The organism is Pseudomonas sp. GZJR-8, assembly GCF_002916705.1.
In the GTDB taxonomy this organism is placed as follows: Bacteria; Pseudomonadota; Gammaproteobacteria; order Pseudomonadales; family Pseudomonadaceae; genus Aquipseudomonas; species Aquipseudomonas synxantha_A.
The window spans coordinates 252,601-274,028 of sequence record NZ_JXSI01000003.1; the positions used below are offsets into that span (position 1 = coordinate 252,601).

At 61.1% G+C, this 21,428-nt stretch carries 14 protein-coding genes and 2 pseudogenes; 11 read left to right on the plus strand and 5 right to left on the minus strand.

The genetic code is table 11. The annotated features are described in order from the left end of the window. Window positions 1–30: 30 nt before the first annotated feature. The gene (gene putP, locus TK42_RS07420; RefSeq protein WP_005784119.1) at window positions 31–1,515 is read right to left on the minus strand and encodes a sodium/proline symporter PutP; all 1,485 of its coding nucleotides are present in this window, start codon (window positions 1,513–1,515) and stop codon (window positions 31–33) included. 461 nt (window positions 1,516–1,976) lie between these two features. Here putP and putA point away from each other — a divergent pair, with 461 nt between their 5' ends. After that, on the plus strand, window positions 1,977–5,930 hold the full coding sequence (gene putA / locus TK42_RS07430; RefSeq protein ID WP_103733923.1) for a trifunctional transcriptional regulator/proline dehydrogenase/L-glutamate gamma-semialdehyde dehydrogenase: 3,954 nt from the start codon (window positions 1,977–1,979) through the stop codon (window positions 5,928–5,930). 211 nt (window positions 5,931–6,141) lie between these two features. Next, the gene (locus tag TK42_RS07435; protein ID WP_103733924.1) at window positions 6,142–7,944 is read left to right on the plus strand and encodes an acyl-CoA dehydrogenase; all 1,803 of its coding nucleotides are present in this window, start codon (window positions 6,142–6,144) and stop codon (window positions 7,942–7,944) included. On the opposite strand, the gene TK42_RS07440 is transcribed toward TK42_RS07435, so the two are convergent. Together TK42_RS07440 and TK42_RS07445 are read right to left on the minus strand one after the other, a co-directional pair. Further along, window positions 7,941–8,231 carry a cell division protein ZapA gene (locus TK42_RS07440; RefSeq protein ID WP_005784113.1) on the minus strand — a complete coding sequence of 97 codons (291 nt, stop codon included), beginning with the start codon at window positions 8,229–8,231 and terminating at the stop codon, window positions 7,941–7,943. The genes TK42_RS07435 and TK42_RS07440 overlap by 4 nt on opposite strands. Then, entirely contained in the window at window positions 8,228–8,458 is a 231-nt protein-coding gene (locus tag TK42_RS07445) for a hypothetical protein (RefSeq protein WP_003187970.1), read from the minus strand. Before TK42_RS07445 ends, TK42_RS07440 begins: the two co-directional genes overlap by 4 nt. A gap of 343 nt (window positions 8,459–8,801) precedes the next feature. On the opposite strand from TK42_RS07445, the pseudogene TK42_RS27285 reads away from it, so the two are divergent. The 6 genes and pseudogenes from TK42_RS27285 to trxC all read left to right on the plus strand — a co-directional run. After that, window positions 8,802–9,458: pseudogene (locus TK42_RS27285) on the plus strand (MCP four helix bundle domain-containing protein); the annotation flags it as partial. A gap of 303 nt (window positions 9,459–9,761) precedes the next feature. Further along, window positions 9,762–10,361, plus strand: a pseudogene (locus TK42_RS27290) (methyl-accepting chemotaxis protein); the annotation flags it as partial. A 230-nt stretch (window positions 10,362–10,591) separates the two neighbouring features. After that, a complete protein-coding gene (locus TK42_RS07455; RefSeq protein WP_005784108.1) occupies window positions 10,592–12,334 on the plus strand; it encodes a potassium/proton antiporter in 1,743 nt (580 codons plus the stop codon). 49 nt (window positions 12,335–12,383) lie between these two features. Further along, entirely contained in the window at window positions 12,384–15,767 is a 3,384-nt protein-coding gene (gene mscK, locus TK42_RS07460; protein ID WP_103733925.1) for a mechanosensitive channel MscK, read from the plus strand. A 48-nt stretch (window positions 15,768–15,815) separates the two neighbouring features. Next, window positions 15,816–17,279: a protein adenylyltransferase SelO gene (gene selO / locus TK42_RS07465; RefSeq protein ID WP_103733926.1), complete on the plus strand. Its 1,464-nt coding sequence runs from the start codon at window positions 15,816–15,818 to the stop codon at window positions 17,277–17,279. A gap of 36 nt (window positions 17,280–17,315) precedes the next feature. Continuing rightward, complete coding sequence (trxC, locus tag TK42_RS07470; RefSeq protein ID WP_103733927.1) at window positions 17,316–17,750, plus strand: thioredoxin TrxC; 435 nt, start codon at window positions 17,316–17,318, stop codon at window positions 17,748–17,750. 130 nt (window positions 17,751–17,880) lie between these two features. Here the strand turns inward: trxC and TK42_RS07475 are convergent, their stop codons facing one another. Both TK42_RS07475 and TK42_RS07480 read right to left on the minus strand, forming a co-directional pair. Next, entirely contained in the window at window positions 17,881–18,099 is a 219-nt protein-coding gene (locus TK42_RS07475) for a DUF6124 family protein (RefSeq protein ID WP_103733928.1), read from the minus strand. Between the two features lie 480 nt (window positions 18,100–18,579). After that, complete coding sequence (locus TK42_RS07480) at window positions 18,580–19,350, minus strand: ParA family protein (RefSeq protein ID WP_032878281.1); 771 nt, start codon at window positions 19,348–19,350, stop codon at window positions 18,580–18,582. Window positions 19,351–19,665: 315 nt separating this feature from the next. Here TK42_RS07480 and TK42_RS07485 point away from each other — a divergent pair, with 315 nt between their 5' ends. From TK42_RS07485 to TK42_RS07495, 3 genes are read left to right on the plus strand one after another with little or no spacing between them, the layout of a single operon-like run. Continuing rightward, window positions 19,666–20,388 (plus strand): beta-ketoacyl synthase chain length factor, encoded by a 723-nt coding sequence (locus tag TK42_RS07485; RefSeq protein ID WP_078820110.1) that lies wholly within the window; start codon window positions 19,666–19,668, stop codon window positions 20,386–20,388. Next, window positions 20,364–21,176 carry a 1-acyl-sn-glycerol-3-phosphate acyltransferase gene (locus TK42_RS07490; RefSeq protein WP_032878283.1) on the plus strand — a complete coding sequence of 271 codons (813 nt, stop codon included), beginning with the start codon at window positions 20,364–20,366 and terminating at the stop codon, window positions 21,174–21,176. Before TK42_RS07485 ends, TK42_RS07490 begins: the two co-directional genes overlap by 25 nt. After that, on the plus strand, window positions 21,154–21,423 hold the full coding sequence (locus tag TK42_RS07495; RefSeq protein WP_005784090.1) for a phosphopantetheine-binding protein: 270 nt from the start codon (window positions 21,154–21,156) through the stop codon (window positions 21,421–21,423). Before TK42_RS07490 ends, TK42_RS07495 begins: the two co-directional genes overlap by 23 nt. Window positions 21,424–21,428: the final 5 nt, after the last annotated feature.

Sequence of the window (21,428 nt, forward strand, 5' to 3'; positions counted from 1 at the left end):
AACTGGACAGGCGCTCAACGCCCGGCGCAGTTATTTGTTGAGGTTGTAGTCTTTTTCGGCAGCATCAAAACGCTCGACCATACCAACCGTCGGTGCGCCCATCTTGCTCACGAAGTAGATCGCCAGGCTGGCGAAGATGAAGCCTGGGATGATTTCGTACAGACCCAGCAGTTCAAAGTGCTTCCACACGATCACGGTGATCGCACCGACCAGGATGCCGGCCAGTGCGCCGTTGCGGGTCATGTTTTTCCAGATCACCGAGATCAGCACCACAGGGCCGAACGCAGCGCCGAAACCGGCCCAGGCGTAGCTGACCAGGCCCAGGACGCGGTTTTCCGGGTTGGCGGCCATGGCGATGGCGATCAAGGCCACTACCAGCACCATGATCCGACCGACCCAAACCAGCTCAAGCTGGGAAGCGCCTTTACGCAGGAACGCCTTGTAGAAGTCTTCGGTCAGGGCGCTGGAGCACACCAGCAACTGGCAGCTCAAGGTACTCATCACCGCCGCGAGGATCGCCGACAGCAATACACCGGCAACCCATGGGTTGAACAGGATTTTGGCCAGTTCGATAAACACTCGCTCAGGGTTTTCAGTGACCGGGCCAGCCACTTCCGGATGCGCCGAGAAGTAAGCGATACCGAAGAAGCCCACCGCCACGGTGCCGCCCAGGCACAGGATCATCCAGGTCATGGAGATGCGACGTGCGTTGGCAATCGACTTCACCGAGTCGGCCGCCATGAAACGCGCCAGGATGTGCGGCTGGCCGAAGTAGCCCAGGCCCCAGCCCATCAGCGAGATGATGCCGATGAAGGTGGTGTTTTTCAGCATGTCGAAGTTGGTCGGGTCTTTGGCTTCGATGGCCAGGAACGTGGTGTCCACACCGCCGGTGGCCAGTAGCACGATGATCGGCGTCAGGATCAGCGCGAAGATCATCAGCGTGGCTTGTACGGTGTCGGTCCAGCTGACCGCCAGGAAACCACCGATAAAGGTGTAGGCAATCGTTGCCGCAGCACCGGCCCACAGCGCGGTCTCGTAGGACATGCCGAAGGTGCTTTCGAACAGGCGGGCACCGGCGACAATGCCGGAGGCGCAATAGATGGTGAAGAACACCAGGATCACCACTGCCGAGATGATCCGCAGCAGGCCGCTTTTATCTTCGAAGCGGCTGGAGAAGTAATCCGGCAGGGTCAGGGCGTCGCCGTTGTGTTCGGTCTGCACCCGCAGGCGGCCAGCCACGAACAACCAGTTGAGGTAAGCACCGGCGATCAAGCCGATGGCAATCCAGCTTTCCGACAGGCCGGACATGTAGATGGCGCCCGGCAGGCCCATCAACAACCAGCCGCTCATGTCGGAAGCACCGGCCGACAAAGCTGTCACCACGCTACCAAGGCTGCGACCGCCGAGGATGTAATCGGAAAGGTTGTTGGTGGAGCGATAGGCCATCAAGCCGATCAGCACCATTGCTGCGATGTAGATCACGAACGTGATCAGGGTTGGATTGCTAACGCTCATATGAGTGACGCCCTGGCTTTGTTTTTATGTAGCGACGGTCTGTCAGATCGCCACTGGTGGATAACCGAGTAGACGAGCCTGCTAGCCGCGCATTTATGACTGGCGTTTCCCCAGGAAAGCCGCCAGCCGATGAACCAAACCTTAGAGGTGGTTGCACCTTGGTGCGCGAATGCTATTCAACAAAGCAAATAAGGTGCAACCAGTTTCTTGCGAATAAGTTGCACCCAGGTGTGATTTAGGACAAACGCCGTGTTTTTGCTCCTTTTCGGAGCAAGAACAGCCGATCTCAGAAGCAAACGCACCAATGCCGAGCGGATTTTGTCGAAGGCCAATTTTTTTCCGATCAACCGTCGAAAATTTCCTGAACAAAAGGGTTGCACCCGGTTGCACCTCTGCATGGGCAAAGCTAATCTTGCCGCCAGCAGATGCCACTCGGTAGTGGCACCCATGAGGATAAGAAAATGGCAACGACCACCCTTGGGGTCAAACTCGACGACCCAACCCGCGAGCGCCTGAAAGCCGCCGCGACCTCCATTGATCGCACGCCGCACTGGCTGATCAAGCAGGCAATTTTCAATTACCTGGAGAAACTCGAGGGTGGTGCAACCCTGTCCGAGCTCAATGGCTTGAGCAGCAAGGACGCCGAAGACGCGGGCGAGATCCAGGCTGACCACGCCCACCAGTGCTTCCTTGAGTTCGCTGAAAGCATCCTGCCGCAATCGGTACTGCGCGCATCGATCACCGCCGCTTACCGTCGCCCGGAACCGGAAGTGGTACCGATGCTGATCGAGCAGGCACGCCTGCCGGCAGACATGGCCGAAGCCACCAACAAGCTGGCTGCCACCATTGCCGAGAAACTGCGTAACCAGAAGAGCGCCGGCGGCCGTGCCGGTATCGTCCAGGGCCTGCTGCAAGAATTCTCCCTGTCGTCCCAGGAAGGCGTGGCGCTGATGTGCCTGGCCGAAGCGCTGCTGCGCATCCCGGACAAAGGCACCCGTGACGCGCTGATCCGCGACAAGATCAGCACCGGCAACTGGCAGCCGCACCTGGGCAACAGCCCGTCGCTGTTCGTTAACGCCGCCACTTGGGGCCTGTTGCTGACCGGCAAACTGGTCGCCACCCACAACGAAGCGGGCCTGACCTCCTCCCTGAGCCGCATCATCGGCAAAAGCGGCGAGCCGATGATCCGCAAGGGCGTCGACATGGCCATGCGCCTGATGGGCGAACAGTTCGTCACCGGCGAAACCATCGCCGAAGCCCTGGCCAATGCGAGCAAGTTCGAAGCCAAGGGCTTCCGCTACTCCTACGACATGCTCGGTGAGGCCGCCCTCACCGAACACGATGCCCAGAAGTACCTGGCATCGTATGAACAAGCCATTCACTCCATCGGCAAAGCCTCCCATGGCCGTGGGATCTATGAGGGCCCTGGCATCTCCATCAAGCTCTCCGCCCTGCACCCGCGCTATAGCCGTGCGCAGTACGAGCGCGTGATGGACGAACTGTACCCGCGCCTGCTGTCGCTGACCTTGCTGGCCAAGCAATACGACATCGGCCTGAACATCGACGCCGAAGAAGCCGACCGCCTGGAACTGTCCCTGGACCTGCTGGAGCGTCTGTGTTTCGAGCCGCAACTGACCGGCTGGAACGGTATCGGTTTTGTGATCCAGGCCTACCAGAAGCGTTGCCCGTATGTAATCGACTACGTCATCGACCTGGCCCGCCGCAGCCGCCATCGTCTGATGATCCGCCTGGTAAAAGGCGCGTACTGGGACAGCGAAATCAAACGCGCCCAGGTCGAGGGCCTGGAAGGCTACCCGGTGTACACCCGCAAGGTGTACACCGACGTTTCCTACATTGCCTGCGCACGCAAACTGCTGTCGGTGCCGGAAGCCATCTACCCGCAGTTCGCCACGCACAACGCCCACACCTTGTCGGCCATCTACCATATCGCCGGTCAGAACTATTACCCCGGCCAGTACGAGTTCCAATGCCTGCACGGCATGGGTGAACCGCTGTACGAACAAGTGGTGGGCAAGGTCTCCGAAGGCAAGCTGAACCGTCCGTGCCGTGTGTACGCGCCGGTCGGTACCCACGAAACACTGCTGGCCTACCTGGTACGCCGCCTGTTGGAAAACGGCGCCAACACCTCGTTCGTCAACCGCATCGCCGACCAATCGATCTCGATTCAGGAGCTGGTGGCCGATCCAGTGGCCAGCATCGAGCAGATGGCTACGCTGGAAGGTGGCTTCGGCTTGCCGCACCCACGTATTCCGCTGCCGCGTGACCTGTATGGCAGCGACCGCGCCAACTCGGCCGGTATCGACCTGGCCAACGAACACCGTCTCGCGTCGCTGTCCTGCGCCCTGCTGGCTACCGCGCACAACAACTGGAAAGCCGCGCCGATGCTCGGTTGCGCCTCCAGCCAGGAAGCGGCCCAACCGGTGCTGAACCCGTCCGACCTGCGGGATGTGGTCGGCCACGTACAGGAAGCTACCGTCGAAGACGTCGACAACGCGATCCAGTGCGCGATCAGCGCCGCGCCGATCTGGCAGGCCACCCCGCCCGCCGAACGCGCCGCGATCCTGGAACGCGCCGCCGACCTGATGGAAGGCGAGATCCAGCCGCTGATGGGCCTGCTGGCCCGTGAAGCCGGCAAGACCTTCGCCAACGCCATCGCCGAAGTGCGTGAAGCCGTGGACTTCCTGCGTTACTACGCGGTGCAGGCGCGCAACGATTTCACCAACGATGCCCATCGCCCACTGGGCCCGGTGGTATGCATCAGCCCGTGGAACTTCCCGCTCGCCATCTTCAGCGGCCAGGTGGCTGCGGCATTGGCCGCCGGTAACCCGGTACTGGCCAAGCCTGCCGAACAGACCCCGCTGGTCGCCGCCCAAGCCGTGCGCATCCTGCTCGAAGCCGGCATTCCCGAGGGCGTGCTGCAACTGCTGCCGGGCCAAGGCGAAAGCGTCGGTGCCCGCCTGGTGGGGGATGATCGCGTCAAAGGCGTGATGTTCACTGGTTCCACCGAAGTTGCTCGCTTGTTGCAACGCAATGTCGCCGGGCGCCTGGATGCCCAGGGTCGCCCGATCCCGCTGATCGCCGAAACCGGTGGCCAGAACGCGATGATCGTTGATTCGTCGGCGCTCACCGAACAGGTGGTGATCGACGTGGTGTCGTCGGCCTTCGACAGCGCCGGCCAACGCTGCTCGGCCCTGCGTGTACTGTGCCTGCAGGAAGATTCGGCAGACCGCGTGATCGAAATGCTCAAGGGCGCCATGGCTGAATGCCGTCTGGGCAACCCGGAACGCCTGTCGGTGGATATCGGCCCGGTGATCGACGCCGAAGCCAAGGCCGGCATCGAGAAGCACATCCAGGCCATGCGCGACAAAGGCCGCAACGTTTATCAGGTTGCAATTGCCGATGGCGAAGAGATCAAGCGCGGCACCTTTGTGATGCCAACCCTGATCGAGCTGGAAAGCTTCGACGAGCTGCAACGCGAGATCTTCGGCCCGGTGCTGCACGTGGTGCGCTACAAGCGTAAAGAGATCGACCAGTTGATCGGCCAGATCAATGCGTCGGGCTACGGTCTGACCCTGGGCGTGCATACCCGCATCGACGAGACCATCGCCAAGGTGATCGACAACGTCAACGCCGGTAACGTCTACGTCAACCGCAACATCGTGGGTGCCGTGGTCGGCGTGCAGCCGTTCGGCGGCGAAGGTCTGTCGGGCACTGGCCCGAAAGCCGGCGGCCCGTTGTACCTGTACCGCCTGCTGTCGACTCGCCCTACCGATGCGATCGAGCAATCCTTCGTACGTGGCGACGCATTGACTGCACCGGACGTACGCCTGCGCGACGCCATGAGCCAACCGCTGACCGCCCTGAAAACCTGGGCCGACAGCCATAAGTTCAGTGAGCTGAGCGCGCTGTGCACGCAATTCGCAGCGCAGTCGCAAAGCGGTATCACCCGCCAACTGGCCGGCCCGACCGGCGAGCGCAACAGCTACGCAATCCTGCCGCGTGAACACGTGCTGTGCCTGGCTGAAGTGGAAGGTGATCTGCTGACCCAACTGGCGGCAGTGCTGGCCGTCGGCGGTTCGGCGGTATGGCCGGAAACCGAGCTGACCAAGGCCCTGTTCCCACGCCTGCCGCGAGACATTCAGGCGAAGATCAAGCGCGTGGCCGACTGGACCAAGGACGACGTAGTGTTCGACGCCGTCCTGCACCACGGTGATTCCGACCAACTGCGTGCGGTGTGCCAGCAAGTGGCGCAGCGCGGTGGGGCGATTGTTGGGGTGCATGGTATGTCTCAGGGTGAGACGGCCATTGCCTTGGAGCGATTGGTGATCGAGCGGGCGTTGAGCGTCAACACCGCAGCGGCAGGCGGTAACGCCAGCCTGATGACTATCGGTTAAAACCTGTGGGAGGGGGCTTGCTCCCGATAGCGGAGTGTCAGTCAGCACATTGGACACTGACACACTGCTATCGGGAGCAAGCCCCCTCCCACATTGACTGCATTTCAATTCCCTGCCTGCGTTTTGCCCTTCCATCACCCAGATCAATCTTGCTATCCAGCCTCTATTCACGCGCTTAGACTCAGGCCAATTCCTTCAAAGGTAGTCCGCCATGTCCGAGACGCTGCTCAGTTCCCGCAATCTGGCTTTCGAGCTGTACGAAGTCCTCGATGCCGAGGGCCTGACCCAGCGTGAGCGGTTTGCCGAACACAACCGCGAAACCTTCGACGCTGCGATCAGCACGGCGCGCAGCATCGCCGAAAAGTACTTCGCCCCCCACAACCGCAAGAACGACGAAAACGAACCGCGTTATGAGAACGGCCAAGCGATCCTGATCCCGGAAGTCAAACCCGCCGTAGACGCCTTCCTGGAGGCCGGTTTCCTCAACGCAGCCCGCAGTTTCGAAGCAGGCGGCATGCAACTGCCGACCCTGTTGTCCCAGGCTTGTTTCGCGCACTTCCAATCGGCCAATGCCGCCTCGACGTCCTACCCGTTCCTGACCATGGGCGCCGCCAATCTGATCGAAAGCTTCGGCACCGAGGAGCAGAAACAGCGCTTCCTGCAACCGATGATCGACGGGCGCTTCTTCGGCACAATGGCCCTGACCGAGCCCCACGCCGGCTCCTCGCTGTCAGATATTCGTACCCGCGCAGAACCGGCGGCTGACGGCAGTTATCGCCTCAAAGGCAACAAGATCTTCATCTCCGGTGGCGACCACTCGCTGTCGGAAAACATCGTGCATATGGTGCTGGCCAAATTGCCGGACGCACCCGCGGGCGTGAAGGGCATTTCGCTGTTTATCGTGCCCAAGTTCCTGGTCAACGATGACGGCAGCCTGGGCGAACGCAACGATGTGCTGCTGGCCGGGCTGTTTCACAAGATGGGCTGGCGCGGCACCACGTCCACGGCGCTCAACTTCGGCGATAACGGCAACTGCGTCGGCTACTTGGTGGGCAAACCGCACCAGGGCCTGAGCTGCATGTTCCAGATGATGAATGAAGCACGCATTGGCGTGGGCATGGGCGCGGTGATGCTCGGTTACGCCGGCTACCTCTACTCGCTGGACTACGCCCGCGAACGGCCCCAGGGTCGCCTGCCCGATAGCAAAGACCCAGGCACCGCACCAGTGGCGATCATTCAGCACGCCGACATCAAGCGCATGTTGCTGACCCAGAAAGCCTATGTGGAAGGCGCCTTTGACCTGGGCCTCTACGCAGCCCGACTGTTTGACGACACCACCACCCTGGCAACCGACACTGAGCGCAAGCACGCCCACGAACTGCTGGACCTGCTCACCCCCATCGTCAAATCCTGGCCGTCGGAGTTTTGCCTCAAGGCCAACGAACTGGCGATCCAGATTCTCGGCGGCCACGGCTACACCCGCGAATACCCGGTGGAGCAGTACTACCGCGACAACCGCTTGAACCCGATCCATGAAGGCACCCACGGCATCCAGTCCCTGGACTTGCTTGGGCGCAAATTGGCGCAGAACGGCGGCGCCGGCTTGAAGCAATTGATTCGCCTGATCGCCGAGACCGGGGCCCGTGCGCAGAAGTACCCGTCACTTACGGCACTGCGAGAGCCGCTGGAGCAACTGGTCAATCGACTGCAAGGCGTCACCATTGGCCTGCTGACCGATCTCGCCCAGGGCAAGGTCAACAGCAGCCTGGCGAACTCGGCGCTGTACTTGAAAGTATTCGGGCATACGGTGATCGGCTGGCGCTGGCTGGAACAGGCGATCCGCGCTGAAGAAGGGCTGGCCAAGGGTGAAGCGGCCGATGCGGCCTTCTACAAGGGCAAGCTCCAGGCCGCCCGGTACTTCCTGACTTGGGAAGTACCGAGCTGCCATCACGAACTGGCAATTCTGGAGGCACGCGACGATACGTGCCTGGGGATGCAGGATGAGTGGTTCTAAGGCTGGATCGCCTTGGAAATCACCTCGACCGTGGCGCTGACTTGCTCTTGGTAACGGTCGAGTTCCTGCTGGTGAGCCTGTTGCATTTCGATCTGCTCGGCGCACAGGTTCAGCGCGGCCAGTACCAATAATTTATCACCGATCAGCGTCGGGTACTTTTTCTTGGTAACCGCCAGGGAAGCCTTCAGCATAGTCACGGCATGCATCAGGGTCTGATCTTCGCCGGCCGGTGCCTTGATCGAGTAATCCTCTCCGAGAATCGAAACGACCTTTATCCCCTCATTCATGCGCTGACAGGCCCTGCACTCACACGCTCAACCAGGGCCTGGATGCGTGCGGCGGTGGCGCCGTGCTTTTCTTCCTGCTCCATCAGGTTCAGTTGCAGGCTGTCGTTTTCATCCTTGGCGCGAGCCAGTTCGGCCTTGAGGGATTCGTTGCTGCCCAGCAGCTCTTGATTCTGCTGTACCAGGTCGCTGACCAGTTGTTCCAATTGGCTGAGAGATGCTTCTAACATTTTGATTTCCCGGGCTTTTAAAAGGGCGGTGACGATAAAGAAAATTCACCTCGGATGCCAGGGATATCCCCGGCGTGCAGCCCGATTTATCGGGGCCGGGCAGCACTTTCGAGCCTTAGTGACTGCAATTACCCGATCTGGTTCCTCCAATGCCCCCAACCCTTCGTCAGATGCGACAAAAGCGCGCAGCCCCTTAAGACTTTAGTCGCAGGGCCGATAACGCAGGCACACCTCGTCTCATGGCCGCACGGATCGCGCTTCCCCCCAGGATTCCAGCATGTCTCTTCGTAATATGAATATCGCCCCGAGGGCCTTCCTCGGCTTCGCGTTTATTGGCGCCCTGATGTTGTTGCTGGGTGTGTTCGCCCTGAACCAGATGAGCAAGATTCGCGCAGCCACCGAAGACATCACCTCAGCCAGCGTGCCAAGCATTCGTGCCCTCGACGAATTCACCCAACTGACCCTGCGCCTGCGCGTGCTGTCGTATCGCTTGCTGACCAACCGCGAGCCGGATGTACAGCAAAAGACTTTGGAAGCCTTCGAGTTGCGCAATCAGCAGATTCGCACGGCCCAGGGCATCTACGAAAAATTGATCACCAGCACTCAAGAGCGCAACGCCTACGACGAATACGTGCGCCTGCTGGGCCAGTACCACCAGATTGAAGAGCGCATGAAGAGCCTGTCACGCGCCAATCAGGTCGACGAGCTGCGCAACTTGCTGAACACCGAGTTGCTGAGCAACTCCGAGCAAGTCAACGCCGTATTGACCCGCTTGCTGGATATCAATAACGACGACGCCAACGCCACCAACCAGCAAGCCAAAGACCAATACGACATGGCCTTCGACCTGGTGGTGGGCCTGCTGGTGGTTGCCACGGCGCTGACCGTGTTGTTCGCCTGGTTGCTGACCCGCAGCATCACCCTGCCCATCGCCCGTGCCCTTGAAGCCGCCGAAGAAGTGGCCGAAGGTAACCTGACGCGCCCGATCACCGTAGACGGCAACGACGAAGCCGGCCGCCTGCTCGCCGCCATGGCCAAGATGCAAAACAAACTGCGCGATACCCTGCAACGCATCGCCGGCTCCGCCACTCAGTTGGCGTCTGCCGCCGAAGAGCTGAACGCCGTCACCGACGAAAGCGCCCGTGGACTGACCCAGCAAAACAACGAAATCGAACAAGCCGCCACCGCCGTCAACGAGATGACCAGCGCCGTTGAAGAAGTCGCACGCAACGCCGTGAGCACTTCCGAAGCTTCGCGCAACGCCACCACCTCTGCCGGTGATGGTCGGGACCTGGTGCAGGAAACCGTCAGCGCCATCGAACGCATGAGCGCTGACGTGCAGGCCACCGCCTCCCTGATTGGCGACCTGGCCAATGAATCGCGGGATATCGGCAAAGTGCTGGACGTGATTCGCGGCCTGGCCGACCAGACCAACCTGCTGGCCCTGAACGCGGCGATTGAAGCCGCACGCGCCGGGGAAGCCGGACGTGGTTTCGCCGTAGTGGCCGACGAGGTGCGAGCGCTGGCCCATCGCACGCAACAATCCACCAGCGAGATCGAGCGCATGATCGGCAGTATCCAGACGGGTACTGAGCACGCAGTGGATTCGATGCGAAACAGCACCGAGCGGGCCGAATCGACGCTGAACATCGCCAAGGGCGCGGGCATGTCGCTGGATACCATCAACACCGCAATTGTCGAGATCAACGAGCGCAACCTGGTGATCGCCAGCGCGGCGGAAGAACAGGCCCAGGTGGCGCGGGAAGTGGACCGTAATCTGGTGAATATTCGCGACCTGTCAGTGCAATCCGCTACGGGCGCCGGCCAGACCAGCGCCGCGAGCAGCGAATTGTCGCGCCTGGCAGTGGATCTGAATGGGATGGTAGGCCGCTTCCGCCTCTAACTGACGGCACTTGAAAATGTGGGAGGGGGCTTGCTCCCGATTGCGGTATATCAGTCAACTTATCTGTGGCTGACCCACCGCTATCGGGGGCAAGCCCCCTCCCACATTTGCTTCTGCAAAAATTCAGAAAAAGCTTTTTGACAGCGCAGCAATTCAACAGGTTAGAATCGCTGGCACGCAGACTGCATGGTCAGTTTGCGCCCCGTCTTCCCTGCTCTGGAGTACTGCCTTTGAATGCGACGACCATCAACAGCCTGTTCTTGATCGGCGCGTTGCTGGTAAGTGCAAGCATTCTGGTGAGTTCCCTTTCGTCCCGCCTGGGCATCCCGATCCTGGTGATCATCCTGGCCGTGGGCATGACCGCCGGTGTCGATGGCGGCGGCATCATTTTCGATAACTACCCGACTGCCTACCTGGTGGGCAACCTCGCCCTGGCCGTGATCCTGCTCGACGGCGGCTTGCGCACACGGGTGGCGAGTTTCCGCGTGGCGCTGTGGCCGGCCTTGTCCCTGGCCACGGTGGGGGTGTTGATTACCACCGGCCTCACCGGCATGGCGGCGGCCTGGCTGTTCGACCTCAATATCATCCAGGGCTTGCTGATCGGCGCCATCGTCGGCTCCACGGACGCTGCAGCGGTGTTCTCGCTGCTGGGCGGCAAGGGCCTCAACGAACGGGTCAGCGCCAGCCTGGAAATCGAATCCGGCAGCAACGACCCGATGGCGGTGTTCCTTACCGTCACCCTGATCGACATGCTCGCCAGCGGCCAGACCGGCCTGCACTGGAGCCTGCTGACTCATCTGATTCGCGAATTCGGCATCGGTGGCCTGGTGGGCCTGGGCGGCGGCTGGCTGATGCTGCAGCTGGTCAACCGCATCAACCTGGCCAACGGCCTGTACCCGATTCTGGTAATCGCCGGCGGCCTGTTCGTTTTCGCCCTGACCAACGCCCTGCACGGCAGCGGCTTCCTGGCCGTGTACCTGTGCGGCCTGGTGATTGGCAACCGCCCGGTGCGCAGCCGCCATGGCATTTTGCATATGCTCGATGGCATGGCCTGGCTGGCGCAGATCGGCATGTTCCTGGTGCTGGGCCTGTTGGTCACGCCCCATGACCTGCTGCCCATCGCCCTGCCCGCACTGGGCCTGGCGCTGTGGATGATCCTGTTTGCGCGGCCTCTTTCGGTGATGGTTGGCCTGCTGCCGTTCAAGGCATTCCACGGTCGCGAAAAGGCCTTTATCGCCTGGGTCGGCCTGCGCGGCGCGGTGCCGATCATCCTCGCGGTGTTCCCGCTGATGGCTGGCCTGCCCCATGCGCAGCTGTACTTCAACCTGGCGTTCTTTATCGTGCTGGTGTCGCTGCTGGTGCAGGGCACAAGCCTGCCGTGGGTGGCCAAGTTGCTCAAGGTCACCGTACCACCGGACCCGGCACCGATTTCCCGCGCAGCCCTGGAAGTACACGTCACCAGCGAGTGGGAGCTGTTCGTCTACCGCCTGGGCGCGGAAAAATGGTGCATCGGCGCGGCCCTGCGCGAGCTGAAAATGCCCGAAGGCACGCGCATCGCTGCACTGTTCCGGGGCCAGCAACTGCTCCATCCGTCGGGTAGTACGGTGTTGGAAGTCGACGATTTGCTCTGTGTAATCGGCCACGAACACAACCTGCCGGCCCTGGGCAAACTGTTCAGCCAGGCACCGCAACGGGGCCTCGATTTGCGCTTCTTCGGCGACTTCGTGCTCGAAGGCGACGCCCAGCTGGGCGCGGTTTCGGCCTTGTACGGGCTCAAGCTCGAGGGTATCGACCCGGACATGCCGCTGAGTCGCTTCATCACCCAGAAGGTCGGCGGTGCACCGGTGGTGGGCGACCAGGTGGAATGGAACAACACCATCTGGACTGTCGCGGTCATGGACGGGAACAAGATTGGCAAAGTCGGCGTCAGATTCCCCGAAGGAAGTCGCCCGGGCCCCGGACTCTTCCTCTAAACTGCGGGGCAACAACGCCCCGATTCTTCACCTTGCAAGACCGGTCTCTATGCCAACCCTGCGCACTTTTATCGCCACTGCCCTGCTGGGCCTGACCCTTTGCGTCGGCGCCGTTCACGCTGCCGACCCGCCCAGCGCCGACGCCATCCAGCAAACCCTGGATAAACTGCCCGACCGCAAGCTGCCCGACGCTGACATGAAGGCGTTGCAGGGCATCCTGCAGCAGACCCTGACGTACCTGGCGAACCAGCAGGATTACGAGCAGCGCCTGGCCGATCTCAAGCGCCAGCTGGAAGAGGCCCCACGCCAGACCGCCGACAACCAGCGCGAGCTGGCCCGGCTCAAGGCCACCAAAATCATCCCGGTAGCCCAACGCTACGCCTCGCTGCCCGTGCCGCAGCTTGAGCAATTGCTGGTGCAACGCAGCACCCAGCAAGGCGACCTGCAAAAAGAGCTGGCCGACGCCAACAGCCTGACCATCGCCGCCCAGACCCGCCCCGAGCGCGCCCAGACCGAAATCAGCAGCAGCCAGACGCGCATCCAGCAGATCAATGCCACGCTCAAGCTGGGCAAAGACAACGGCAAAGCCCTCAGCGGCGACCAGCGCAACCAGTTGAACGCTGAACTGGCAGCCCTGAATGCGCTGATCCCCCTGCGCCGCCAGGAGTTGGCCGGCAACAGCCAGTTGCAAGACCTGGGCAACAGCCAGCACGACCTGATCCAGGAAAAAACCGCGCGCCTGGAGCAGGAAATCCAGGACCTGCAAACCCTGATCAACCAGAAACGCCTGGCCCAGTCCCAGCAGACGGTGACGCAACAGTCCATCGAAGCCCAGAAAGCCGGGGGCAGCAGCATCCTTGCCAAGGAAAGCGCCGACAACCTGAAGCTGTCCGACTACCTGCTCAAGAGCACTGACCGTCTCAATGACCTGACCCAGAAGAACCTGCAGACCAAGCAGCAACTGGACACGGTCAACCAGAGCGATTCGGCCCTGGACGAGCAGATCAACGTGCTCAAGGGCAGCCTGCTGCTTTCCAAGATTCTGTATAAGCAAAAACAGGCCCTGCCGCGCCTTACCGTCGACCGCGACCTGGCCGACGATATCGCCAACATTCGCCTGTACCAGTTCGAGGTCAACCAGCAGCGTGAGCTGATCAGTTCCCCCAGCGCCTATGTGGATAACCTGCTGGCCAACCAGCCACCGGACGAAGTCACGCCGCAACTGCGTCGCACCTTGCTGGAACTGGCGATCACCCGCAGCGACCTGCTGGAGCGCCTGAGCCGCGAGCTGAGTGCGCTACTGAACGAATCGATCACCCTGCAACTGAACCAGAAGCAACTGTTGAGCACCGCCACTACACTGCGCGCCACGCTTGATGAGCAGATGTTCTGGATCCCGAGCAACAAGCCGCTGGACACCGAATGGCTGGAAACCGTGCCGGCGCACCTGAGCAAGCAAGTCGCCACGCTGCCCTGGGCGTCCAGTGTCAGCGAACTGTATGACGGCCTGACCCAGCGCCCGTTGCTGTTCCTGCCGCTGCTGCTGTTGCTCGGCGCGCTGTTGTGGCGGCGCAAGGCGTTGTATCAGCGCCTGAACAAGGTCCATCTGGACATCGGTCACTTCAAGCGCGACAGCCAGTGGCATACGCCACAGGCGATCCTGATCAATATCCTGCTGGCAATGCCGGTGTCCCTGGGCCTGGCGCTGTGCGGCTATGCATTGCAGATCGACGCCCGCGGGCAAAACGCCAACCTGGGCTCGGCCCTGCTGCAGATCGCCCAGGCGTGGCTGGTGTTCTACACCGCCTACCGCATCCTTGCGCCGGGCGGCGTGGCCGAGCTGCACTTTCGCTGGGAGAAACCTCAGGTCCAGTTCCTCCAGGGCTGGATACGCAAGCTCGGGCTGGTGGTACTGGCCCTGGTGGCAGTGGTGGCGATTGCCGAACACCAACCGGCGGCACTGGCCGAAGACGTGCTGGGCATCGCCGTGGTGCTCACCTGTTATGGCTTGATGGCGTGGCTGCTGAGTCGCCTGCTGCTCAACAGCCCCACCCATGAAAAGGCCTCGCTGTTTCGCAAGGCCATCGGGCTGGTGTTCACCGCCCTGCCGATCGCGCTGTTCATCGCCGTGTGCTTTGGCTACTACTACACCGCCCTGAAACTCAGCGACCGGCTGATCAACACCCTGTACCTGCTGATGTTCTGGCTGGTGATCGAAGCCACCTTCGTGCGCGGCCTCGGCGTGGCCGCCCGGCGCCTGGCCTATGCCCGCGCCCTGGCCAAACGCCAGGCCGCCAAGGAAGCCGGTGATGGCGAAACGGTGATCGAGGAGCCGACCCTGGACATCGAACAGGTCAACGAACAGTCCATGCGCCTGATCCGCCTGGCCTTGCTCGGCGGCTTTATCGCGGCGCTGTACTGGGTGTGGTCGGACCTGATCTCGGTGTTTTCGTACCTGGATAACGTCACCCTGTACGAATACACCAGCGGTACGGGTACCAATATCAGCATGGTGCCCATCAGTATCGGCGACCTGCTCGGCGCGTCGATCATCATCGGCATCACCTTCGCCCTGGCGCGCAACCTGCCCGGCCTGCTGGAAGTGCTGGTGCTGTCCAAGCTGGACCTGGCCCAAGGCAGCGCCTATGCCACCACCACCTTGCTGTCCTACATCATTGCCGGCGTAGGGTTTGTCACCACCCTGTCCACCCTCGGCGTGAGCTGGGACAAGCTGCAATGGCTGGTTGCGGCGCTGTCGGTGGGCCTGGGCTTCGGTATGCAGGAGATCTTCGCCAACTTCATCTCCGGTATCATGATTCTGTTCGAACGCCCGGTGCGCATTGGCGATACCATCACCATCGGCAACCTATCGGGCACAGTGAGCAAGATCCGCATTCGCGCCACCACCATCACCGACTTCGACAACAAGGACATCATCGTCCCGAACAAGACCTTTATTACCGGGCAACTGATCAACTGGTCGCTGACCGACACCATCACTCGCGTCACCTTGAAACTCGGCGTGGACTACGGCTCCGATCTGGATCTGGTGAAGGAATTGTTACTCAAAGCCGCACGGGAAAACCCGCGGGTACTGAAAGAACCCGAACCCCATGTGTACTTCCTCAACTTCGGCGAAAGCACCCTGGACCACGAGCTGCGCATGCATGTGCGCGACCTCGGCGACCGCAACCCGGTGCTCGACGAGGTCAACCGCTTTATCAACCGTGAGTTCAAGAAACAGCACATCAACATCTCGTTCAGGCAGATGGAGATCTACCTGAAAAACCTCCACGGCCAGGAATACAAACTGGTACCGGCCGAGGATGAGCGCAAGACCATCGTTGAGCCCGTCGACAAGCCCGACGCACCAGAGCCACCCGCCGGCAAAGTGGTGGATGCGCCGGAGCCGCCACCGAGCAAACTCGACTAAACGCCCTATCCCCAGCAGAATGCTCGGACATTCTGCTGGAGATGGCCGGTGAAAGCCCTCGACGAACTGACCTTCGACAACCGCTTCGCACGCCTGGGCGATGCGTTCTCAACCCACGTTCTGCCCGAGCCTCTGGACGAGCCGCGCCTGGTCGTGGCAAGCAAGGCCGCCATGGCGCTGCTCGACCTCGACCCGGCCGTGGCTGAAACGCCCGTGTTTGCCGAACTGTTTGGCGGCCACAAGCTGTGGGCCGAAGCCGAACCAAGGGCGATGGTCTATTCGGGGCATCAGTTTGGCGGCTACACCCCGCAATTGGGCGACGGCCGCGGGTTGTTGCTGGGCGAGGTCTACAACGACGCCGGCGAGCATTGGGATTTGCACCTCAAGGGCGCGGGGATGACGCCTTACTCGCGCATGGGCGACGGGCGTGCGGTGTTGCGCTCTTCGATCCGCGAATTCCTCGCATCCGAAGCGCTACACGCGCTGGGCATCCCCAGCAGCCGCGCGCTATGCGTGATCGGCTCCAGCACCCCGGTCTGGCGTGAGAAACAGGAACGTGGCGCCATGGTGTTGCGCCTGGCCCATAGCCATATCCGCTTCGGGCATTTCGAATACTTCTACTACACCAAAAAGCCCGAACAGCAGGCCGAGCTGGCCGAACACGTGTTGAATCTGCATTACCCCGAGTGCCGCGAGCAGCCTGAGCCGTACCTGGCGATGTTCCGCGAAATCGTCGAGCGCAATGCCGAGATGATCGCTAAATGGCAGGCGTACGGCTTCTGCCACGGTGTGATGAACACCGACAACATGTCGATCCTGGGCATCACCTTCGACTTCGGGCCGTTTGCGTTTCTCGATGATTTTGACGCGCACTTCATCTGCAACCATTCCGACCATGAAGGGCGTTACTCCTTCAGCAACCAAGTACCGATCGGGCAGTGGAACCTCAGCGCATTGGCCCAGGCGCTTACGCCGTTTATCAGTGTTGATGCGCTCAAAGAAGCCCTCGGCCTGTACCTGCCGCTATACCAAGCCCACTATCTGGACCTGATGCGCCGCCGCCTGGGGCTGACCACCGCCGAAGAGGATGACCAGACGCTGGTGGAGAGTTTGCTCAAGCTGATGCAGAACAGCGGCGTGGACTACACACTGTTCTTCCGACGCCTGGGCGATGAATCCGCGGCGCTGGCCGTGACGCGGCTACGTGACGACTTTGTCGACCTGGCCGGGTTTGATACCTGGGCCGAGCGGTACAAGGCCCGCGTTGCGCGGGACGGGGATTTCACCCAGGAACAGCGCCGTGAGCGGATGCATGCGGTGAACCCGCTCTACATCCTGCGTAACTACCTGGCCCAAAACGCCATCGCCGCCGCCGAATCAGGCGACTACAGCGAAGTGCGACGGCTGCATGAAGTGCTAACCAGGCCGTTTGAAGAGCAAGCGGGGATGGAGCAGTACGCGCAACGGCCGCCGGATTGGGGTAAGCATTTGGAGATTAGTTGTTCGTCGTAAGTCCTGAAACCCATAGCCACCCCCAAGGAGCCCCCGATGTCCGAATCTCTTGTCATCCCCTGCCCATATTGCAACGGCCTCAACCGCATCCCCGGCGAACGCCTGGGTGATGCGCCCAAATGCGGGCGTTGCAAGCAGCCGGTGTTGTTGAATAGGCCCTTTGAATTGAAACAAGGCGACTACGCCAGCCAGATCAAGGGCGACCTGCCGCTCCTGGTCGATGTGTGGGCCGAATGGTGCGGGCCGTGCAAGTCGTTTGCGCCGGTATTCGAACAGGCAGCCGGGCAGCTTGAAGGCAAGTGCCGGCTGGCGAAGCTGGACAGTGAGGCTAATCAGCAGCTGTCGGCGCAGTTGGGGATTCGTTCTATTCCCAGTTTGATCCTGTTCAAGAACGGTCGCGAAGTGGCGCGCCAGAGCGGGGCGTTTCCGTTGCCGCAGCTGATGAGCTGGTTGCGTAGCCAGGGCGTATAAACATCCCCCGCCATCAACTCGGTCAATGTGGGAGCTGGCTTGCCTGCGATGCAGGCGACTCGGTCTGCCTGGTACACCGAGGCGATGCTATCGCAGGCAAGCCAGCTCCCACATTGAATGCATTTCAGCTTTAGGTCAGGGGTGCTTCGCGGTCCATCATCTGGCCGACCAGCATGACACCCAGTTCGCTTAATTGGTGAATCGCCAGGGCCACATCGCGATGTTCGCCTGTGAGGTCGTTGGACAAGTTGAGTAATAGCGTGCGCACGGAGGAGAAGGTTTCGTAGCTGTTGAGCACGAGGGCTTCGGTGGGGAGGTTGGGTGAAACATTGAAAAGACGGATAGACATGCATTTGTTCCCTGATAGGGCCACTACCGTTTCGCTACTAAACGAAGGGTGGCAGCTGTACGCAGGTTAGTAGACCGGGGAACAAAGCAAAGACCGGCGCACCCGAAGGTGCCCTGCGCACAGCCACCATCAGATAGGCGATAACGCCATGCTTTTGGAGCTGGTGCACATGCTTTGGTCGGTCGGGCTACTAAACCCGATCACTGAACATTCAGCGACCGGCAAACCTTAGAGACGCCCATCCAGACGCACAAGCCGGCGGATTCTGGCGTAGCTGTAGGCAAGGTTACAAGGCACAAGCCCAATTGCCAGACCCTTCCTACAGACCCTGTGGGACAAATCCAACCCACCTGCCGAAATGCAATCCAAACTGTGGGAGCTGGCTTGCCTGCGATGCAGGCGACTCGGTCTGCCTGGTACACCGAGGTGATGCCATCGCAGGCAAGCCAGCTCCCACAGTGTTCTGCGCTGCCTGTGGGGTCAGGCATTTTCCAGCAGATTATGCAGCTCCACAAACTGCTGCGTCAGTTTATGCCGTGGGTCGAGGTGGATCAGCGGCTTGCTCTCCTGGTGCGACTCGCGCATTCGCACCGAACTGGCCAGGTACACCGGCAGCACCGGCAGCCCTTCGGCAATCAGTTCATCCAGAATCTGCTGCGGCAGGCTGGCCCGGGCCTGAAACTGGTTGACCACGATACCTTCCACTTCCAGGCCTTCATTATGGTCTTCCTTCAGTTCTTCGATTTCCGCCAGCAGGCCATACAGGGCCTGGCGCGAAAAGCTGTCGCAATCGAAGGGGATCAGCACACGATCAGCCGCAATCAGCGCAGAAACCGCATAGAAGTTCAACGCGGGTGGAGTATCGAGGTAAATCCGGTCGTAATCCTCGCTCAACTCATCCAGCAGCTTTCGCAGCTTGTTGATCTTGTGCTTGGCTTCGAGCTTGGGCTGCAGGTCTGCCAGCTCGGCGGTGGCGGTGATGACGTGCAGGTTGTCGAACGGCGTTTCGTAGATATCAACCTTGTTCTTCTTCGAAAACGGCCCGGAAGACAATGTTTGCTTGAAAAAATCCGCGATCCCCATGGGGATGTCTTCGCCCGTCAACCCGGTGAGGTACTGGGTCGAGTTGGCTTGCGCATCGAGGTCCACCAACAGGGTTCGATAACCTTCGCTGGCGCTGACCGCCGCCAGGTTGCAGGCGATGCTGGACTTGCCCACGCCGCCTTTTTGATTGAACACCACGCGCCGCATGGAAAAACCTCCGTGTATCAATGAATGACCGAGTGTAGAGCGCAAAAGCGCCAGTTAGCTACCTCGTTCATCCATACGCTGTGCCTGGCTCACAAATGAATGGGAAATCTCCGACGACCCAGCCTGGCCTGTGATCGCCGACAATCTGTAAATTCTTCCAACTTATTTGTGATCAATAGTGAACAAATTTTCACCACTATTTGCTAGAACCCCGCGGCACCGGGATAATGCGCGCCATTCGGCTATTGCTCTCTGTCCCGGAATCCGGGGCCATTGGCCGCACATGGAAGCCCGCAGGGGCGGGATAACTTCTCAGTGATCAACTTCAACATCGCCCAATGGCGCGCCTGGGCTCCTGGCCTTGAGAGTGCGCACGACTGGCACGCCTGGTGCCGGGACCCGGTGTTGCTGCCCGTCAGCGAAGCCTGCCCGGATGTGTCATTTCTGCCAGCTATGCAGCGCCGCCGCTTGAGCCGGCTGGCGCGCATGGCGTTCAGCGTCGGCTGGCCGCTGGCCGAGGGCCTTGCAGAGCTGCCGCTGGTGTTCATTTCCCGCCACGGCGAAACCCCGCGCACCCTGGATATCCTCAGTGATCTGGCCAACGAGCAGCCGCTGTCGCCCACCCAGTTCAGCCTGTCGGTGCACAACGCGGTGATCGGCCTGTGGTCGATCCTGCGCAATGAAACCGCCGAGATGACTGCCCTCGCCGCCGTTGGCGATGGCCTGGAGCACGGCCTCCTCGAAGCCGCCGCACTGCTCAACGAAGGCGCCCCGGCGGTGCTGCTGGTGATCACTGAAGAACAGCCGCCCGAAGCCTACGCCGGCTGGATCCATGACGTACCGTTCCCCTATGCCCTCGGCCTGTTGCTCACACCGGGCGACGAGTGGCAGCTGGAACTTACCACCGGCACTGTCCAACCCTCCACCATCGCCCAGTGGCCCCACGCCCTGAACCTGCTGCGCACCCTGCTGACCGAACAGGGCGCCTGCCAACATGCCTGGAAGAACCGAGTATGGAACTGGCAACGCAAGCCCTGACCGACAAGCCTCGGGACGCCTATTACTGGCGCCTGCTCGCTACCGCCGCGAGCTTTTTCCTGTTCGGCGTGGGCGGGTTGTGCCTGCGTTTGCTGGTGTTTCCATTGCTCAGTTGCTTGCCGGGCAGTGCCGAACAGCACCAGCGCCGTGCACGTCACACCATCAGCCGGCTGTTCTGGTTCTTTGTGCGGTTGATGCAGCGTGTCGGCGTGCTGACCTACAGCGTGGAAGGCGCCGAGAAGCTCGGGCGCCCAGGGCAGATGATCGTTGCCAACCACCCGTCGCTGATCGATGTGGTGTTCCTGATCGGCCTGATGCGCCAGACCAACTGCGTGGTCAAGCAGAGCCTGTTCCAGAACCCCTTCACCCGCGGGCCGGTGCGTGATGCCGGCTACATCAGCAACGACGGCAGCGCCGATATGCTCGATGCGGCTGCCGATGCCCTGCGCGCCGGCCAGACCCTGATCATCTTTCCCGAAGGCACCCGCACCACACCCGGCGCGGCCCCCGCCTTTCATCGCGGCGGCGCGGCCATTGCCCTGCGGGGTGCGACAATCATCACCCCGGTGGTGATCAAGGTCAGCCCCACCACCCTGACCAAGGCCGAACCCTGGTATCGCATCCCCAAACGTCGATTTCACTTCAGTTTGCGCGTGGGGGCCGATATAGAGCCACAAGCGTTTGCCGCGCTCGGCGCCGCGCCCCAGGCTTCACGCAAGCTCAACGATTACCTGCATCACTATTTCATTAAGGAGCTCGCCGAAGATGAGCGACCAAAAAAGCCTTGAGCACGAGATAAAAGAGCTGATCATCGAGGCCCTGGGCCTGGAAGACATCAGCGCCGACGACATTGGCAGCGAACAGACTCTGTTTGGCGAAGGCCTGGGCCTGGACTCGGTCGATGCCCTGGAATTGGGCCTGGCGATCCAGAAAACCTACGGTATCAAGATCGATGCCGACGCCAAGGACACCCGCAATCATTTCACCAACGTGGCCAGCCTTGCGGCGTTCGTCACGGCCCGACAGGCAGCTTGAGACCG

What these genes read in the sequence shown, in the direction of transcription:
- putP (WP_005784119.1), bottom strand. Translation starts at nt 1,515, where the DNA reads ATGAGCGTTAGCAATCCAACCCTGATCACGTTCGTGATCTACATCGCA.
- putA (WP_103733923.1), top strand. Translation starts at nt 1,977, where the DNA reads ATGGCAACGACCACCCTTGGGGTCAAACTCGACGACCCAACCCGCGAG.
- TK42_RS07435 (WP_103733924.1), top strand. Translation starts at nt 6,142, where the DNA reads ATGTCCGAGACGCTGCTCAGTTCCCGCAATCTGGCTTTCGAGCTGTAC.
- TK42_RS07440 (WP_005784113.1), bottom strand. Translation starts at nt 8,231, where the DNA reads ATGAATGAGGGGATAAAGGTCGTTTCGATTCTCGGAGAGGATTACTCG.
- TK42_RS07445 (WP_003187970.1), bottom strand. Translation starts at nt 8,458, where the DNA reads ATGTTAGAAGCATCTCTCAGCCAATTGGAACAACTGGTCAGCGACCTG.
- mscK (WP_103733925.1), top strand. Translation starts at nt 12,384, where the DNA reads ATGCCAACCCTGCGCACTTTTATCGCCACTGCCCTGCTGGGCCTGACC.
- trxC (WP_103733927.1), top strand. Translation starts at nt 17,316, where the DNA reads ATGTCCGAATCTCTTGTCATCCCCTGCCCATATTGCAACGGCCTCAAC.
- TK42_RS07475 (WP_103733928.1), bottom strand. Translation starts at nt 18,099, where the DNA reads ATGTCTATCCGTCTTTTCAATGTTTCACCCAACCTCCCCACCGAAGCC.
- TK42_RS07480 (WP_032878281.1), bottom strand. Translation starts at nt 19,350, where the DNA reads ATGCGGCGCGTGGTGTTCAATCAAAAAGGCGGCGTGGGCAAGTCCAGC.
- TK42_RS07490 (WP_032878283.1), top strand. Translation starts at nt 20,364, where the DNA reads ATGGAACTGGCAACGCAAGCCCTGACCGACAAGCCTCGGGACGCCTAT.
- TK42_RS07495 (WP_005784090.1), top strand. Translation starts at nt 21,154, where the DNA reads ATGAGCGACCAAAAAAGCCTTGAGCACGAGATAAAAGAGCTGATCATC.